The organism is Microbacterium murale (assembly GCF_030815955.1).
Taxonomy (GTDB): domain Bacteria; phylum Actinomycetota; class Actinomycetes; order Actinomycetales; family Microbacteriaceae; genus Microbacterium; species Microbacterium murale_A.
This window is the reverse complement of the sequence record NZ_JAUSXK010000001.1, coordinates 297,928-313,212: the sequence shown is the minus strand read 5'-3', so window position 1 is coordinate 313,212 and position 15,285 is coordinate 297,928. Positions and strand designations below refer to the sequence as shown.

Sequence of the window (15,285 nt, the reverse complement as noted above, 5' to 3'; positions counted from 1 at the left end):
TAGGCTCGGTAGTCATGAACGACGCGCCGATCGGAATCTTCGACTCCGGTGTCGGCGGGCTCACGGTGGCTCGCGCGATCCGTGCCCAGTTGCCGAGAGAGTCGTTCGTCTACATCGGTGACACCGCGCACTCGCCGTACGGTCCCAAGCCCATCGCCGATGTGCGCCGCTACTCGCTCGAGGTGCTCGACACGCTCGTCGATCAGGGCGTGAAGATGCTCGTGATCGCCTGCAACACGGCATCCGCTGCGATGCTCCGTGACGCGCGAGAACGTTACGACGTCCCCGTCATCGAGGTGATCGGACCAGCGGTTCGCCGAGCCGTCTCGACGACGCGCAACAACCGGATCGGCGTCATCGGCACGGTCGGTACGATCGGCTCGCGCGCCTACCAGGACATGCTCGAAGTCAACGAGCGCCTATCCGTGTTCACGGCCGCGTGCCCCCGTTTCGTCGAGTTCGTCGAGGCCGGCATCACCGGGACTGAAGAGGTGCTCGCGGTGGCGGAGGCGTATCTCGCCCCGCTCCGCGACGCGGGCGTCGACACCCTGGTGCTCGGTTGCACGCATTACCCGTTCCTTCGCGGCGCGATCAGTTACGTGATGGGCGACGGCGTCGCGCTTGTCTCCAGCGACGATGAGACGGCCGGTGACGTGTACCGTCAACTCGTGCGCGGCGACCTGCTCGCTCCGGCGGATGCCGTGGCGACTGCCGTGTATGAGGCCACCGGCGAGTCCACCGAGGAATTCACTGCGCTCGCCAATCGGCTCATGGGCCGTGAGGTGCGCGACGTGCAGCACGTGCAGACCGGAGTGATCACGCTCCCTGACCTCACCGAGCTGGCTGAGGCCGGCATCTCGAACCAGAAGGATTTCCATGACTGACATCGTCCGCGCCGACGGCCGCGCCACCGACCAGCTCCGTGAGATCACCATTGAGCGCGGATGGAGCGCGAATGCCGAAGGCTCCGCGTTGATCAGCTTCGGTGGCACGAAGGTGCTCTGCACGGCATCCTTCACCAATGGCGTGCCGCGCTGGCTGACGGGCAAGGGCAAGGGCTGGGTGACCGCCGAGTATGCGATGCTGCCGCGCGCGACGAACAGCCGCAACGACCGCGAGAGCGTCAAGGGCCGCATCGGCGGGCGCACGCACGAGATCTCGCGTCTGATCGGCCGGGCTCTCCGCGCCGTCGTCGACACCAAGGCGCTCGGCGAGAACACCATCGTGATCGACTGCGACGTGCTGCAAGCCGACGGCGGCACCCGTACTGCGGCGATCACCGGCGCGTATGTCGCTCTCGCGGACGCGATCGAGTGGGGACGCGAGAAGAAGTTCATCGGCAAGAACGCGACGCCGCTGCTCGACTCGGTCTCGGCGATCTCGGTCGGGATCATCGACGGCACGCCCATGCTCGATCTGCCATATGTCGAGGACGTCCGCGCGGAGACCGACATGAACATCGTCGTCACCGGTCGCGGATTGTTCGTCGAAGTGCAGGGCACTGCCGAAGGTGCGCCGTTCGACAAGCGCGAGCTGGATGCGCTGCTGGAGCTCGGCCTCGCGGGCTGTGCGACGCTGAAGGAGCACCAGCTGACGGCTCTGGCCGGCGAGTGACGATGGCCAAGGTCGTCCTCGCCACGCATAACCCGCACAAGATCGCGGAGTTCCAGCAGATCGTCGCGTCGACCCGCCCCGACCTGGAGGTCGTGGGCTACGACGGCCCCGAACCGGTCGAGGACGGCGTGACATTCGCCGAGAACGCTCTTATCAAGGCGCGCGCCGCCGCGGCCCACACCGGTCTGACTGCCATGGCCGATGACTCGGGCATCTGCGTCGATGTGCTCGGCGGGTCGCCCGGCATCTTCTCGGCGTACTGGGCCGGCCAGAAGAAGGATGCGAAGGCGAACCTCGAGCTGCTCCTCGACCAGCTCGCCGACATCGCCGATCCGCACCGATCCGCGCAGTTCGTGTCGACGATCGCGCTGGTGACCCCGGAGGGGGCCGAGCATACGGTCGCCGGCGTGTGGCCCGGCCGCTTGGCGCGCGAGGCCGCCGGTGGCGGCGGGTTCGGATACGACCCGATCTTCATCCCCGACGGTCAGGTCGGCCCTGAACGGTCGGTCGGGGAGTTCACCGACGAGGAGAAGCAGGCGCAGTCGCACCGCGCCCGTGCCTTCCAAGCGTTGATCCCGCTGCTCGCGACGTTGTGACACCGTGGCCGGCCAGGCATCAATCCTCGACGAGACCTGCCGGGCTAACGAGAATCGTTACCCTTCCCGACTAGGCGAAACGGCGCCTGGGCACCGGAATCCGGCCGTAGCCTGGGGGCATGCACGATCATGCCCCAGCCGGAGGAATCCGCGATTCCAGCAACCGTAGACTGCTGACCATCTCGCTGTGCCTGACCGCGACGGTGATGATCGTGCAGGTGGTGGGTGCGCTGCTCACCGGCTCGCTGGCGCTCTTGGCGGATGCCGCCCACATGTTCACGGATGCCTCGGCGCTGGTGGTCGCGCTGATCGCGAGCGCTGTCGCCGCACGCCCGGCAGATGACCGACGTACTTTCGGATATCAGCGGGCCGAGGTCTTCGGCGCACTGATCAACGCCGTCATCCTCATCGTGCTGTCGGTGCTGGTCGGGGTCGAGGGCATCAGGCGTCTGCTGGAGCCCGCTGAGACCGAGGTTGCCGGCCCCCTCATGCTCGTCGTGGCGGTGATCGGTCTGATCGCCAACGCTGTGGCGATGTGGCTGCTGAGCTCGGCGCAGAAGACCAGCATCAACGTGCGAGGGGCCTACCTCGAGGTGCTCGGTGACATGATCGGCTCCGCGGCCGTGATCATCGCCGCCATCATCATCGTCACGACCGGGTGGATGCCGGCGGATGCGATCGCCTCGCTGCTGATCGCCGTCATGATCATTCCACGGGCGATCACGCTGCTGCGGGAGGTGTTCTCCGTGCTTGCCGAGTCGGCACCGAAGAACACGCACGTCAGCGAGATCCGCGACCATCTGCTCGCATTCAACGGCGTCACCAGCGTTCACGACGTGCATGTCTGGCAGCTCACCCGAGGGGCCCCGGTGTTCACCGCGCACGTCAAGGTCGACCCGGCGCTGCTCGCGACCGGCCGATCAGCCGAGCTCCTCGAAGAGCTGCAGGCCTGCCTCACGGATCACTTCGATGTCGCCCATTCCACCTTCCAGATCGAATCCGCCGCCGCGGGGGAGTGCGAAGAAGCCCACGCCTGACGAGGTGGATCAGGGCTCCACGACGATCTCGTCGACGGTCTTGTCTGCGCGCAGCCCGCGCCAGCGTGCGTGGCGGAGGATGCCGTCCGGTGTCCAGTTGGCGAACTCCACCTCACCGACGAGTGTCGGTTGCACCCAGAGGGCGTCCCGCGCATCGGCTGCGGGGACGCCTTTGAGCCCAGCGCTCTTGGTGCGCAACGGCTCGAGTCGGGTTGAGAGATCGTGCAGGATCCGCTCCGAGAAGCCGGTGCCCACGCGCCCCACGTAGCGCAACGAATCGGTCCCGGCGTCCGGAATCCCGAGCAGCAACGACCCGATCTTCCCCGTACGGTCGCCTTTTCCTGGACGGATGCCGGCGATCACGACCTCCTGCGTGCGCGTGTGCTTGAGCTTCAGCCAGGAGCCGGAGCGGATGCCTGGGCGATAGGCGGAGCCGGATTCCTTCGCGACCACGCCCTCGAGGGCGAAGGCGCGACTGGTGTCGAGAGCGGCGTCCAGGTCATCGAAGACGGGCGGCACGACGACCGGAGCATCCACACCATCGACAAGCGTCTCCAGCAGCGCGCGCCGATCTCGAAGCGGCAGCCCGGTGACGTCGTGACCATCGAGTCGCAGCAGGTCGAAGACGTAGTAGACGATCGGCGTGCGCACCACTTCTCGCTCGATCTCACGAGCCTTCGTCAGGTGCATCCGGTTCTGCAGTCTGCTGAAGCTCGGGCGCCCGGAGGCATCCAGCGCGACGATCTCACCATCGATGACAGCATCGCCGACCCCGAGATGCGGAGCACCGTCTGCAGTGAGCTCCGGGTATCGTGCCGTGACGTCTGTGCCACTGCGCGCGTGCAGCTTCATCCGACCATCCGCCCAGGTGCCGAGGGCGCGGATGCCATCCCATTTGATCTCGATCCAGGGGTCGCGCAGCGACCGGACGAGACCCGCCGTCCCGGACTCCGCGAGCATCGGTCGTGGGGGAGATCCGGGAAGAGCCTTGTCAGCGGGGGTCTTGTCGAGGGATGCGATGGGGCGGTGCTTCGACGCCCCGGCGCGGTGCGCAGCATCCTTCGAATCCTTCATCCGGTGCAGCAGCCAGGACGACTTCTCGCCCGAGCCGGTGGTGCGGATCAGCGCGAGCCTCACGCGGCCGAGTGGTCCCGTTCCGGAGAACGTGCCGATCACCTCATCGTCGCGCCATTTCTCGAGTTCGACGGTGCCCGTGTCCCAGACCGTCATCGTGCCCGCCCCGTACTCGCCCTTCGGGATCTCGCCGTGGAAGGAGAGGTACTCCAGCGGATGCGGTTCGGTCATGACGGCGAGATGGTTGCTGTCGGACGTGTCCGGAACTCCTTTCGGCACCGCCCAGCTGATCAGCACTCCGTCGCGTTCGATGCGCAGATCGAAGTGCGTTCTCCTGGCGTGATGCTCCTGGATGACGAACCGCGTGAGCCCATCGGCGTCCGGTGGCAGGACCGTCTGCGGCATGGGCTCCGGAGTCTTCTTCGCGTCGCGCTTGCCGACATAGGACTCGAGCAGCCCTGCGCTCGCGGCGGACGCAAGGGAGGCGAGCGGGTTGATACCTGCTTCGACACGGTCCATGACGTCGTCGAAGCGCAACTGGCGCAGTTCGGGATCGTCGAGTTCGTCCCAGGTGCGAGGGGCCGCCACGGTGGGATGAGCTCGCCCGCGCAGCGAATACGGTGCGATCGTGGTCTTCTTGCCGTTGTTCTGACTCCAATCGATGAACACCTTTCCACCGCGCGAGGCCTTCGCCATGGTGCTCGTCGCGATGTCCGGATGGTCGGCCTCGATGGCACGGGCCAGTTCGCGGGCGATCGCCGACGCCTGATCGCTCGAATGCGTGCCGTCGAGGCTGCTGTACAGATGGATGCCCTTGCTGCCGCTTGTCACGGGCTGGGGATCCAGACCGATGTCGCGGAGGATCTCGCGTGCGAGTCGCGCGATCTGTGCGCACTGAGCGAGATCGGCACCTGGGCCGGGGTCGAGGTCCAGCACGAGCCTGTCGGGGTTGCGTCGTTCACCCGCCGGGCCGAACCTCCACTGCGGGACGTGCAACTCGATGCTGGCGACCTGTGCCAGCCAGACCAGGGTCGGCAGGTCATCTGCGATCGGGTAGTCCTTGGCGCCGGCGGAATGCTCGATCGGCATCCTGTGCACCCAGGCGGGCGCGCCGGGCTCGAGCTGCTTCGCGAAGAACGCATCGGCGGGGGCCTCAGCGGTCCCCACGCCTTCGACCCAGCGCTTCCGCGTGACAGGACGCCCCGCCAGCAGGGGCAGCATCAGCGGAGCCACCGCCGTGTAATAGGCGATCACTTCGCCTTTCGTCGTGCCTGTCTCGGGGTACAGCACCTTGTCGAGATTGGTCAGACGCACGCGGCGTCCGCCGACATCGACGACCTGCGCGCCTGTGGCCATGACGAAAGAGTAACCGCAAGCCTCTGGCCTCAGGCCCCTTACGCGGTGTGTACTGGTCACATGAGGTCGATCTGGAAGGGCGCCCTGACGTTCGGGCTCGTGAACGTACCGGTGAAGGTGTACTCCGCCACCGAGGATCACGACGTCTCGCTGCATCAGGTGCATGACGAGGACGGCGGGCGCATCCGCTACAAGCGCACGTGCGAGGTGTGCGGCGAGGTCGTCGCGTACCAGAACATCGACAGGGCCTACGAGGACGACGGTCAGATGGTCGTCCTCACGAAGGAAGATCTCGATGCGCTGCCCGCGGAGCGCAGTCGCGAGATCGATGTCGTCGAGTTCGTGCCGAGTGAGCAGGTCGACCTGCTCACGCTCGACAAGGCGTACTACCTCGAGCCTGATTCGAAGTCGCCGAAGGCGTACGTGCTGCTGCGCCGGACTCTCGAGCAGACCGATCGAACAGCCATCGTGCGCTTCACTCTTCGCCAGAAGACGCGGCTGGCCGCGCTGCGGGTGCGCGACGACGTGCTCGTGCTGCAGACGTTGCTCTGGGCCGACGAGGTGCGTGCGGCGGAGTTCCCGGCGCTGGACGAGGACGTCAAGATCTCGAAGAAGGAACTCGAGCTCTCAGCGAGCCTCGTGAAGAGCTACTCCAGCGACTTCGATCCCGAGTCGTTCGTCGACGAGTATCAGAAGGAGCTTCGCACTCTCATCGACGCGAAGATCGAGGCGGGCGAGACGTTCGACGTCAAGGAGACCTTCGCCGACGAGGCTGAGGAGGAGAAGGGTGGCGAGGTCATCGACCTCATGGAGGCGCTCAAGGCCAGCGTCGAGCGCTCACGGGCGAAGAAGAAGGACGCCGGCTGAGCCGGTACGCGACCTCGATGCAGGTCAGTGCTTTCCGTCGCCGTCCACATCGGGCGCCCGGTCGAACACGTGCGGATCGAGGGTGAGGCTTTCGGCCTCGGCGGCATCGACCTCGGGGTCGCCGCCCGCAGCGAGCTCCTTCTTCACCTTGTAGCGCTCCGAGAAGTAATGCCAGAGCGTGACCACAGCGGTGCCGCCGACGGCGATCAACAGGATGACGTCGATGTACTCGGTGACCAGGTCGCGGATCCACGGGATGTATGCGATCACGTAACCGAGCATGGTCAGACCGAAGCCCCATAGGAGTGCCCCGATGAGGTTGTACAGGCTGTACTTCTTCCACGGCATGTGCCCGACACCGGCGGCCACCGGAGTGAACGTGCGGACGATGGGCACGAAGCGGGCGAGGATGACGGTCAAGCCGCCGTAGCGCTCGAAGAACGCGTTCGTGCGTTCGACGTTCTTCCGGCTGAAAAGTCCGGACTCCTTGCGTTCGAAGACCGCAGGACCGCCCTTGTGTCCGATGAGATACCCGACCTCGCCGCCGACGAATGCGGCGAGTGCGATGAGCAGCGCGACCACCCAGATGTTGACGCCGAAGACGTTGCTGGTGTGCGTCAGCAGGCCGGCGATGACCAGCAGCGTGTCACCGGGAAGCAGGAACCCGACGAGGAGCCCTGTCTCGGCGAACACGATGAAGCACACCACGAGCAGTGCCCAGGGGCCGGCCGCTCCGATGATGAGAGCAGGATCGAGCCAGGGGATGAGCGAGATGTTGTGCATGGTGTCCCGTCGAGCAGGTCGTGCGGCGGTCAGTCGGTACTGCTGTGCGGAAGGTGGGACTTGAACCCACACGCCCTAGGGCACAGGAACCTAAATCCTGCGTGTCTGCCAATTCCACCACTCCCGCGCGACGTCAAGTCTAGCCAGTGCCCGCGCTGTGACGCCTGGGGGATATCCGGAGAGAATGCCGAGGGTTCTTCGCGCGCGTCCGACGTCTCCTGTGGATAACTTCTGCGGCCGGCTTCTGATTCTTGCGAGGATGCCCGTGTGAGCCAGACCTCCCTCGTCGTCGCCGAGCGTGTGCGCCGGCGTCTGCGCGCGGAGCGGACTGATCCTTCTCTGGCGCCGGAGGAGGCCAGGCGGGTCGCGCAGGCCGAGGTGCGACGGCACAACGACCTGGCTTTGTCGCGAGGGGAAGCGACGATCGATGATGAGACGGCCTGCGTGCGGGATGTTCTCGCATCGGTCAGCGGTTTCGGGCCCCTTCAACCGCTCCTCGATGATCCCGAGATCGAGGAGATCTGGTTGAACGGGCCCGACCGCGTCTACGTCGCCCGTGAAGGCGTATCGGAACGACTCCCACTGCGATTGACCGACGCGATGGTGCGCGACCTCGTGGAACGGATGCTGCAGGCCACCGGCCGCCGCGTCGACATCAGCCAGCCGTTCGTCGATGCGTCCCTGCCCGATGGTTCGCGACTGCATGTCGCCATCGCCGATGTCGTTCGAGGCTCGTGGGCCGTCAACATCCGCAAGTTCCTGCCTCGATACCGCACTCTGGAGGCGCTGGTCGAACTGGGAACGCTGCCGGCTCACGTCGCGGAGATGCTGAGCCGTGCGATGCGAGACGGGCTCAGTGTGATCGTGTCCGGCGCGACCCATGCCGGCAAGACCACGCTTCTCGGTGCTCTGCTGGCCTCGTGCGCGGGCACGCAACGCATCATCACCGTGGAGGAGACCTTCGAACTGGCCGTGGACGGGCCCGATCTCGTCGCGTTGCAGGGGCGCCAGGCGAGTCTGGAGGGCAGCGGAGAGATCACGCTGCGACGCCTCGTGAAAGAAGCCCTGCGCATGCGGCCGGATCGCCTCGTCGTCGGTGAAGTCCGCGACGCGGAAGCCCTCGACTTGGTGCTCGCTTTGAACACCGGCGTGCCGGGCGCGGGAACAGTGCACGCGAACTCGGCGGTGGAGGCTCTTGAGAAGCTCACGATCCTGCCGCTGCTGGCCGGGCGGAACATCGATCGCGCGTTCATCGCCCCCGCTCTTGCGGCGTCGGTGTCGATGGTCGTGCACTGCGCGCGTGATGCCGCGGGCGGTCGTCGTGTCACGGAGGTGATCGCTCCGACCGGCGAAGTCGTGGAGGGGCGGATCATCACGCGATCGCTCTTTCGGGCGGAGCCGGCGGTATGACGTTGCTCGTCGGTGCGGTTCTCGCTGCGGGGCTGCTTCTGTGTGCGTCGCCGTGGCTGTGGCCGCACCGAGAGAAGGACGAACGTCCTGCTGCCGGACGCGGGTGGCTCGTTCGATTGATCGACGAGGCCGGCTACGCATCGGTTCCGCAACGCACCGTCGTGGTGGTGATCATCGCCGTCGCGCTGGCTGCGGCTGCCGCCGTGTGGCTGATCACCGGCATCCCGGCGCTGGCGGTTCTCGCCGCGATCGGAGGAGCGTCCGCCCCGGTCGCGTTCTTGCGGTCGCGTCGTCTGCGACTGCTCAAGGCGCGAAGGCAGCTGTGGCCTGACGTCTGCGACCTCCTGATCGCTTCGATCCGTGTAGGCCTGTCGCTGCCGGATGCGGTGGCATCGCTCGCAGAGTCGGCACCCGCGATGGTGCGTCCGGCGTTCGCCGTGTTCGCCAGAGACCTGCACTCCACGGGCCGTTTCGAGAGCAGCATCGAGCGGCTGAAGACCTCACTCGCCGACCCCATCGCCGACCGGATCGTCGAGACCCTCAAGATGGCGCGCCAGGTGGGCGGAACCGAACTCACCGGAGTGCTGCGGGCGTTGTCGTCATCGGTGCGTGCGGATGCCGCGCTGCGCGGAGAAGTCGAGGCGCGGCAGTCGTGGATCCGCGGAGCGGCGGTGCTGGGAGTCGTCGCGCCATGGGTCATTCTCGGATTGCTGGCGCTGCGTCCGGAGGGCGCGCAGGCGTATACGAGTCCAGAGGGCGTGCTCGTGATCTGCGGTGGTGCGGCTGTCTCCGTCGTGGCGTTCCGCATCATGGTGCGGATCGGTCGGCTCCCGGAACCCAGACGGTGGTTCGCATGAGCGGGGTCACAGATGCGGCGATGGCGATCCTGCTCGGCGGGCTCCTGGCGGCCGGCATTCTGTGCATCTTCGCTGCGGCGCCGCGCTGGCGTGCCGCCTCGCTGACCACGCGCATCGCGCCTTATGTGAGGGACGTCGTCGACGATGCGGCGCTGCCGTCCGGCATCCTTCCGCGAGCGGGCGTGCTTCCTCTCCTGCCAGGGAACGGGTGGGAGCGGTTGAAGAACATGTTCGTGCGAGGGCTGGGCGGCAGCGACGCGCTGGCGCAGCGGCTCGCGCAGGCCGGAATCGACGAGGCGCCTGCCTCCTTCCGCGCTCGCCAGCTCGCGTGGGCGATGGCGGGACTCGGCGTCGGATGCGTCCTGGTCGTGATCCTCGCGCTGAGCGGTCGGATGACGCCACCGGCGGCTGTGCTGCCGATACTGGTCGCCGCGGCCGGCGCGATCATCGTGGACATTCTGCTCTCCGCGCGTGTCAAGGCGCGGATGGGTCGGCTGAGCGATGAGCTGCCGACCACACTGGAGTTCCTCGCGTTGTGCTTGTCGGCCGGAGAGGGGTTCTTCGACGCGCTGCGCCGCGTCGCATCGATCGGCTCCGGCGAGCTCACACAAGAACTGCGGCAGGTGGTCCTCGCTGTCGGCACCGGTTCCTCGCTGGCGGATGCGCTCGGGGAGATGGCTGCGCGGTTGCGACTGCCCGGGCTGTCGCGCGCGGTCGACCAGGTGATCGCTGCGCTCGAGCACGGGGCGCCGCTCGCCGGCGTACTGCACTCGCAGGCCGCCGACGCGCGCGAGGATGCGAAACGCGTGCTCATCGAGCAGGCAGGTCGTCGCGAGATCTACATGATGCTGCCGCTTGTCTTCCTGATCCTGCCCTTGAGCGTGCTGTTCGCGGTATTCCCAGGGCTGTTCATCCTGCGGCTCGGACTCGGCTGAATCCGAGCCACGTCACGCAAGACCGACCATTTACGAGAGGACTGATGATGAGAGCAATCGGACGCTGGTGGGCGGCTATGGCCGCCGATGCCAGAGCGCTCGCCGAAGACGAAACCGGAGACGTACCTGGATGGGTTCTGGTGACCTTGATGACGGCCGGATTGGTCGTGTTGATCTGGGCGGTCGCGGGCCCCGCACTGACCGGGCTGTTCGAGCAGGCCATCTCGCGAGTGTCCGGGCTCTGACGTGCGCTGGCGGGAGGCAGCGGCGGATGAGCGCGGGTCGAGCCCGGTCGAGTTCGTGCTCGTCGGTTCGCTGCTCACCGTCTTGACCCTCGCCGTGCTGCAACTGGGCTTCGCCGTCTACGTGCGCAACGTCGTGCACGATGCAGCCGTCGAAGGCGCGCATTACGCGGCGCTCGCCGATACCGCACTGGAGGAGGGCGCGCAGCGCACCCGGGAGTCGATCACCCGGGCGGTCGGTGCGACCTATGCGGAAGACATCGCCGTCTCCGAGAGCGACCGGCTGGGACACGTGACTGCAGTCGTGACTGTGCGCACAACGCTGCCAATCATCGGTCTGCTCGGCATCCCGTATGCGATGGAGGTGAACGCGGATGCGCCGGTGGAGACTCTGGGCGAAGAATGACGACGGCTCCGCGGCACTGGAGTTCATCACGGTCGGTGTCATCCTGCTCGTGCCGCTCGCGTACCTCGTCATCACTCTCGGCGCGATCCAGGAGAGCCTCCTCGGTGTCGAGGCAGCGGCTCGGCACACCGCAAGGGTGATCGGCCAGGCGGACGACATCGACTCCGCGGCGTCGAACAGCGACGCCGTGCTGGCGAGTGTGATCGAGGAGTACGGAATGGATGCCGCGAGCGTCGATGTGTCCATGTCCTGCACACCGGCGGGAGCCGATTGCCCATCGGCCGGCGCGACTGTGATCGTCACGGTGAGCGCCCGCGTCTCGCTGCCGTTGGTACCGCCCATCTTCGGGCTCGACAAGGCAGCGAGCATCCCACTCGAGGCCGCCGCGGCGCAGAAGGTATCGCGCCTGTGGGGTACCGGATGACGCAGCCACGGTCTCTCGCGCAGGATGAGGGCGGCAGCATCCTTCCGCTTCTGCTGGGCTATGTCGTGCTCGCGATCGCCGTGGTCTTCGTGTGCACCTGCGCGACAGACCTCTACGTCGCACAGAAGCGACTCGATTCCCTCGCGGATGCTGCCGCGCTCGCCGGGGCCGACGGGTTCACGCTTGTCGTCGACGGGGACGCTGTGCGTGCGGAGTTGACCGACGCCGGAGTACGGGAGCAGGCTGTCGCGATCATCGACGCCGTGACGACCGAGGCAGCACTCGTCTCGGCATCCGCTCCCGACGGAGTGACGGCGCGCGTCACGGTAGCGGCGGCCTGGCACCCGCCGCTGTTCTCACCGTTCGTGCCGGATGGTGTGCCATTGGAGGCGACGGCCACGAGCCGGACCGCCCTGCAGTGAGGTCTGGTCCCTATCGCTTGTCCCGCGGACTGAACCGGGGGATCCAGCGGATGAACCCGAGTGCGCCGAGCAGCCCCACGACGCCGATCACGCCGGATGCCACCGAGAGCGAAGCGATCGCGGTGACGCCGGAAACGATCAGCGGCGCGATGGCGCCGCCGGCGTCCGTGAGCGTCCGCCAGGAGCCGAGGAACGCCGCGGGCTCCTGCTTCGGGGCGGTATCGGCGCCGAGCGTCAGCAGGATGCCGCTCGAGAGCCCGTTGCCGACTCCGAGCACCGCCGCAAGCATCCCGAACCACAGGACCGCGGATTCCCCGTCGTGCGTGAATGCGAGCACGAGGAACCCGGCGCCCATCAGGATCATCGCCGGCATCGCAGCCCACAGCCTGCCGAAGCGATCCATCACCTGACCGCTGGCGTAGAACAGAGCGAAGTCGATCGCTCCGGAGACGCCGACGACCAGGGCGATGGTCTGCGCGTCCAGTCCGAGCGACACGCCCCACAGCGGCAGCACGACCTGTCGAGCAGACCGCACGGCAGACAGCGATGCGGCGGCGAGTCCCAATCGCCCGAGCACACCACGGTAGTTCCACATGGTCCGGAAGATGCCCACGCGCTCCAGAGTCGGGATCGAGCCGGTCACCGCTTCGCCCGAGTCTTCCGCGAGGGTCGAACTCGACGCGATCGGCGGCGTGGTCTTCTCCGGGTCTGGCCCGAACAGCACCAGCACCACCATCACGATCAGGCAGCCGAGGAAGAACCAGATCGCGGCGTGCTCGTTGCCGAACACCTGCAGCAGGGCGGCGGTGACGAACGGTCCCACGAACACACCGAGGCGGAAGCTGCCGCCCAGCAGCGACAGCGCGCGGGCCCGGAACGCGACCGGAACCCGCGTCGTCATGAACGCGTGCCTCGCGAGGCCGAATGCCGCGGCGCAGAAACCGAGAAGGAACACGGATGCCGCGAACGCCGCGATCACTGGGGCGAAGACCATCCCGACCACGGCGATGATGGAGATCACCCCGGCGATCACCATCGTGAAGCGCTCGCCGATGCGGGCCACGGCCCACCCGGCGGGAAGATTGCCGCACAGCTGCCCGATCACGAGCGCGGATGCGACCAGCGCGGCGGAGGCGACGTCGGCGCCCATGTTCGCCGCGATCACCGGGATCAGCGGGATGACGGCGCCCTCGCCGAGGGCGAAGAGCACGGTGGGGAGGTACACCATCGGTCCGAACTGTCTCAGGACCGATGACGCGTTGCTCACAGGGCCACGCTACTCCGCGTTCAGCACGCCTCCCTGCGGTGCGCAGGATCGGCGGGCGTCGCAAGGTCGCGGTCACGCAGGATCGTCGCGGGTGGCGAGTCCGCATCGGCGCACACCTCTGCGAATGGACGCGGCAGATTGTCGGTGTACTCGATGTTCAGCACACCTGTGCCGTATGACTCGACATACGCGGAGCACTCGTCGTACGCGGCGCACTCCTCGCTGACGGCGAAGTCGAAGTCCGCTTCATCGTGGAACATGGCGGCGAATTCGGCGGCGTTCTTCTGGCCGGCGCTGAGGCCGGCAGCGTGCGCGACAGCGACCAGCCTCGCCGCCACGTCGAGGCCGTCGTCGACCGATATCCGTCCGCCGGCCCGCGTGAATGAATCGAGGTTGTCGAACTCGACCGCATCGAATCCGTCCGCCGCGCATTGACGGATCCAATCGCCGACGGTGGCGACGACGATCTTCTGCCCGGCGGGGGAGGAGATGTCCAACAGTGCTTCGTCGGGCCAGTCCGGGTCGCGCACGGACAGTCCGGAGTCGTCGACGAGCACGGCATCCGACGGCCAGTCGTCGAGCTCGCCCGGCTGTGTCTGAAAGGCGTTGACGTAGCAGATCGAGTACAGATCGGCCTCTGGTGCATCACTGCGATCACGCACGACCACCGTGACATCATCGGCGGGCGGATATCCTCCGCCGAGCTGGTAGTCGAACACCGCGTCGTGGGGCAGGACGGCGAGATCGGCCGGGTCTGCCGCTGGCCCGGAAGCCGCGCAGGCGGCGAGGGCGAGCACGGTCGCCGCGGCGGCCGCGCCGCCGAAGGGTCGTCTCACGCGGATACCCACACCTCAGACTAACCGGGGCAGGATAGGCTGGGGTGTCATGCTCGAACTAGATCTCTCCGCCGAAATTCAGGCGCTCAGGCAAACCTTCGGCGATATCAGCGAGGTCGTCGATGTTTCGCGACTCCGCGAAGACATCGCCCGTCTCAGTGAGGAAGCGGGCGCACCCGACCTCTGGGACGACACCGAGCGCGCTCAGAAGGTGACCAGCGCCCTCAGCCACCGTCAGTCCGAGCTTGCTCGCATCACCGGCATCGCGCAGCGCCTGGACGATCTCGAGGTCCTCGTCGATCTCGCCAACGAGATGGGTGATGAGGAATCAGGTCAGGAAGCGCGGGCGGAACTCGCGGCCCTCACCTCCGTGATCAACCAGCTCGAGGTGCAGACGCTCCTCGATGGCGAGTACGACGATCGCTCGGCGATCATCACGATCCGCTCCGGCGCAGGCGGCGACGACGCCACCGACTTCGCCGAGATGCTCATGCGCATGTATCTGCGATGGGCCGAGAAGCACAAGTACCCGGCCAAGGTCATGGACACGTCTTACGCTGAAGGCGCCGGCATCAAATCCGCGACCTTCGAGATCACGGCTCCCTATGCCTTCGGCACGCTGTCGGTCGAGGCCGGTACGCACCGGCTCGCACGTATCAGCCCGTTCGGTTCTGCCGACAAGCGTCAGACCAGCTTCGCCGCGGTCGAGGTCATCCCGCTCATGGAAGAGGCCACCGCGATCGAGATCCCCGAGGGCGACATCCGCGTCGACGTCTTCCGCTCGTCCGGCCCCGGTGGCCAGTCCGTCAACACGACCGACTCGGCCGTGCGCCTGACGCACCTTCCCACCGGCATCGTCGTCTCGATGCAGAACGAGAAGTCGCAGATTCAGAACCGTGCCGCCGCCATGCGTGTGCTGCAGACCCGACTTCTGCTGCTGCAGAAGGAAGAAGAAGCGGCGAAGAAGAAAGAGCTCGCGGGCAACATCACGGCGAGCTGGGGCGACCAGATGCGCTCGTACTTCCTGTACGGCCAGCAGTTGGTCAAAGACCTCCGCACCGGTCAGGAATCGGGCAACCCCGCGGCGGTGTTCGACGGCGACCTCGACGATTTCATCTCGGCCGGCATCCGCTGGCGCAAGCGCAAAGACGACGACTGA

Annotated in this window: 17 protein-coding genes and 1 tRNA gene; 13 read left to right on the top strand and 5 right to left on the bottom strand. The window is 66.8% G+C overall.

All coding sequences use genetic code 11. The features are described 5' to 3' along the window. Positions 1–14: 14 nt before the first annotated feature. The 4 genes from murI (at position 15) to QFZ46_RS01590 (ending at position 3,247) form a co-directional block, all read left to right on the top strand. Positions 15–884 carry a glutamate racemase gene (murI, locus tag QFZ46_RS01605; protein ID WP_307357646.1) on the top strand — a complete coding sequence of 290 codons (870 nt, stop codon included), beginning with the start codon at positions 15–17 and terminating at the stop codon, positions 882–884. Continuing rightward, positions 877–1,614: a ribonuclease PH gene (rph, locus tag QFZ46_RS01600; RefSeq protein ID WP_307357644.1), complete on the top strand. Its 738-nt coding sequence runs from the start codon at positions 877–879 to the stop codon at positions 1,612–1,614. The genes murI and rph overlap by 8 nt, the downstream gene beginning before the upstream one ends. 2 nt (positions 1,615–1,616) lie before the next feature. Then, on the top strand, positions 1,617–2,210 hold the full coding sequence (rdgB, locus tag QFZ46_RS01595) for an RdgB/HAM1 family non-canonical purine NTP pyrophosphatase (protein WP_307357643.1): 594 nt from the start codon (positions 1,617–1,619) through the stop codon (positions 2,208–2,210). 119 nt (positions 2,211–2,329) lie between these two features. Further along, positions 2,330–3,247 carry a cation diffusion facilitator family transporter gene (locus QFZ46_RS01590; protein WP_307357641.1) on the top strand — a complete coding sequence of 306 codons (918 nt, stop codon included), beginning with the start codon at positions 2,330–2,332 and terminating at the stop codon, positions 3,245–3,247. A 9-nt stretch (positions 3,248–3,256) separates the two neighbouring features. On the opposite strand, the gene QFZ46_RS01585 is transcribed toward QFZ46_RS01590, so the two are convergent. Next, positions 3,257–5,677: an ATP-dependent DNA ligase gene (locus QFZ46_RS01585; protein WP_307357638.1), complete on the bottom strand. Its 2,421-nt coding sequence runs from the start codon at positions 5,675–5,677 to the stop codon at positions 3,257–3,259. Positions 5,678–5,737: 60 nt separating this feature from the next. Between QFZ46_RS01585 and ku the strand changes: the two genes are divergently transcribed. Then, entirely contained in the window at positions 5,738–6,544 is an 807-nt protein-coding gene (ku, locus tag QFZ46_RS01580; RefSeq protein ID WP_307357636.1) for a non-homologous end joining protein Ku, read from the top strand. A 24-nt stretch (positions 6,545–6,568) separates the two neighbouring features. On the opposite strand, the gene QFZ46_RS01575 is transcribed toward ku, so the two are convergent. Both QFZ46_RS01575 and QFZ46_RS01570 read right to left on the bottom strand, forming a co-directional pair. Continuing rightward, positions 6,569–7,327: a DedA family protein gene (locus tag QFZ46_RS01575; RefSeq protein WP_307357634.1), complete on the bottom strand. Its 759-nt coding sequence runs from the start codon at positions 7,325–7,327 to the stop codon at positions 6,569–6,571. A gap of 45 nt (positions 7,328–7,372) precedes the next feature. Then, positions 7,373–7,454: transfer RNA gene (locus QFZ46_RS01570), tRNA-Leu, on the bottom strand. A 140-nt stretch (positions 7,455–7,594) separates the two neighbouring features. Here QFZ46_RS01570 and QFZ46_RS01565 point away from each other — a divergent pair. The 7 genes from QFZ46_RS01565 to QFZ46_RS01535 are packed head-to-tail and all read left to right on the top strand — an operon-like array spanning position 7,595 to position 12,023. Then, positions 7,595–8,737: a CpaF family protein gene (locus QFZ46_RS01565; protein WP_307357632.1), complete on the top strand. Its 1,143-nt coding sequence runs from the start codon at positions 7,595–7,597 to the stop codon at positions 8,735–8,737. Beyond that, positions 8,734–9,594: a type II secretion system F family protein gene (locus QFZ46_RS01560; RefSeq protein WP_307357630.1), complete on the top strand. Its 861-nt coding sequence runs from the start codon at positions 8,734–8,736 to the stop codon at positions 9,592–9,594. The genes QFZ46_RS01565 and QFZ46_RS01560 overlap by 4 nt, the downstream gene beginning before the upstream one ends. After that, complete coding sequence (locus QFZ46_RS01555) at positions 9,591–10,529, top strand: type II secretion system F family protein (RefSeq protein WP_307357629.1); 939 nt, start codon at positions 9,591–9,593, stop codon at positions 10,527–10,529. Before QFZ46_RS01560 ends, QFZ46_RS01555 begins: the two co-directional genes overlap by 4 nt. A 44-nt stretch (positions 10,530–10,573) precedes the next feature. Next, positions 10,574–10,774 carry a hypothetical protein gene (locus QFZ46_RS01550; RefSeq protein ID WP_307364708.1) on the top strand — a complete coding sequence of 67 codons (201 nt, stop codon included), beginning with the start codon at positions 10,574–10,576 and terminating at the stop codon, positions 10,772–10,774. Between the two features lies 1 nt (position 10,775). Further along, positions 10,776–11,177 carry a TadE/TadG family type IV pilus assembly protein gene (locus QFZ46_RS01545; protein WP_307357628.1) on the top strand — a complete coding sequence of 134 codons (402 nt, stop codon included), beginning with the start codon at positions 10,776–10,778 and terminating at the stop codon, positions 11,175–11,177. Beyond that, complete coding sequence (locus tag QFZ46_RS01540) at positions 11,146–11,601, top strand: TadE family protein (protein ID WP_307357626.1); 456 nt, start codon at positions 11,146–11,148, stop codon at positions 11,599–11,601. Before QFZ46_RS01545 ends, QFZ46_RS01540 begins: the two co-directional genes overlap by 32 nt. After that, positions 11,598–12,023, top strand: a complete 426-nt coding sequence (locus QFZ46_RS01535) for a pilus assembly protein TadG-related protein (protein WP_307357624.1) — start codon at positions 11,598–11,600, stop codon at positions 12,021–12,023. Before QFZ46_RS01540 ends, QFZ46_RS01535 begins: the two co-directional genes overlap by 4 nt. Positions 12,024–12,033: 10 nt before the next feature. Here the strand turns inward: QFZ46_RS01535 and QFZ46_RS01530 are convergent, their stop codons facing one another. Both QFZ46_RS01530 and QFZ46_RS01525 read right to left on the bottom strand, forming a co-directional pair. Further along, complete coding sequence (locus QFZ46_RS01530; protein WP_307364458.1) at positions 12,034–13,251, bottom strand: MFS transporter; 1,218 nt, start codon at positions 13,249–13,251, stop codon at positions 12,034–12,036. Between the two features lie 59 nt (positions 13,252–13,310). Continuing rightward, positions 13,311–14,126 carry an endo alpha-1,4 polygalactosaminidase gene (locus QFZ46_RS01525; RefSeq protein WP_307357623.1) on the bottom strand — a complete coding sequence of 272 codons (816 nt, stop codon included), beginning with the start codon at positions 14,124–14,126 and terminating at the stop codon, positions 13,311–13,313. Positions 14,127–14,175: 49 nt separating this feature from the next. On the opposite strand from QFZ46_RS01525, the gene prfB reads away from it, so the two are divergent. After that, on the top strand, positions 14,176–15,285 hold the full coding sequence (gene prfB, locus QFZ46_RS01520) for a peptide chain release factor 2 (RefSeq protein WP_307357621.1): 1,110 nt from the start codon (positions 14,176–14,178) through the stop codon (positions 15,283–15,285).

Coding starts and splice junctions, on each gene's coding strand:
- murI (WP_307357646.1), top strand. CDS start 15: ATGAACGACGCGCCGATCGGAATCTTCGACTCCGGTGTCGGCGGGCTC.
- rph (WP_307357644.1), top strand. CDS start 877: ATGACTGACATCGTCCGCGCCGACGGCCGCGCCACCGACCAGCTCCGT.
- rdgB (WP_307357643.1), top strand. CDS start 1,617: ATGGCCAAGGTCGTCCTCGCCACGCATAACCCGCACAAGATCGCGGAG.
- QFZ46_RS01590 (WP_307357641.1), top strand. CDS start 2,330: ATGCACGATCATGCCCCAGCCGGAGGAATCCGCGATTCCAGCAACCGT.
- QFZ46_RS01585 (WP_307357638.1), bottom strand. CDS start 5,677: ATGGCCACAGGCGCGCAGGTCGTCGATGTCGGCGGACGCCGCGTGCGT.
- ku (WP_307357636.1), top strand. CDS start 5,738: ATGAGGTCGATCTGGAAGGGCGCCCTGACGTTCGGGCTCGTGAACGTA.
- QFZ46_RS01575 (WP_307357634.1), bottom strand. CDS start 7,327: ATGCACAACATCTCGCTCATCCCCTGGCTCGATCCTGCTCTCATCATC.
- QFZ46_RS01560 (WP_307357630.1), top strand. CDS start 8,734: ATGACGTTGCTCGTCGGTGCGGTTCTCGCTGCGGGGCTGCTTCTGTGT.
- QFZ46_RS01555 (WP_307357629.1), top strand. CDS start 9,591: ATGAGCGGGGTCACAGATGCGGCGATGGCGATCCTGCTCGGCGGGCTC.
- QFZ46_RS01550 (WP_307364708.1), top strand. CDS start 10,574: ATGATGAGAGCAATCGGACGCTGGTGGGCGGCTATGGCCGCCGATGCC.
- QFZ46_RS01540 (WP_307357626.1), top strand. CDS start 11,146: ATGCGCCGGTGGAGACTCTGGGCGAAGAATGACGACGGCTCCGCGGCA.
- QFZ46_RS01535 (WP_307357624.1), top strand. CDS start 11,598: ATGACGCAGCCACGGTCTCTCGCGCAGGATGAGGGCGGCAGCATCCTT.
- QFZ46_RS01530 (WP_307364458.1), bottom strand. CDS start 13,251: ATGGTGTACCTCCCCACCGTGCTCTTCGCCCTCGGCGAGGGCGCCGTC.
- prfB (WP_307357621.1), top strand. CDS start 14,176: ATGCTCGAACTAGATCTCTCCGCCGAAATTCAGGCGCTCAGGCAAACC.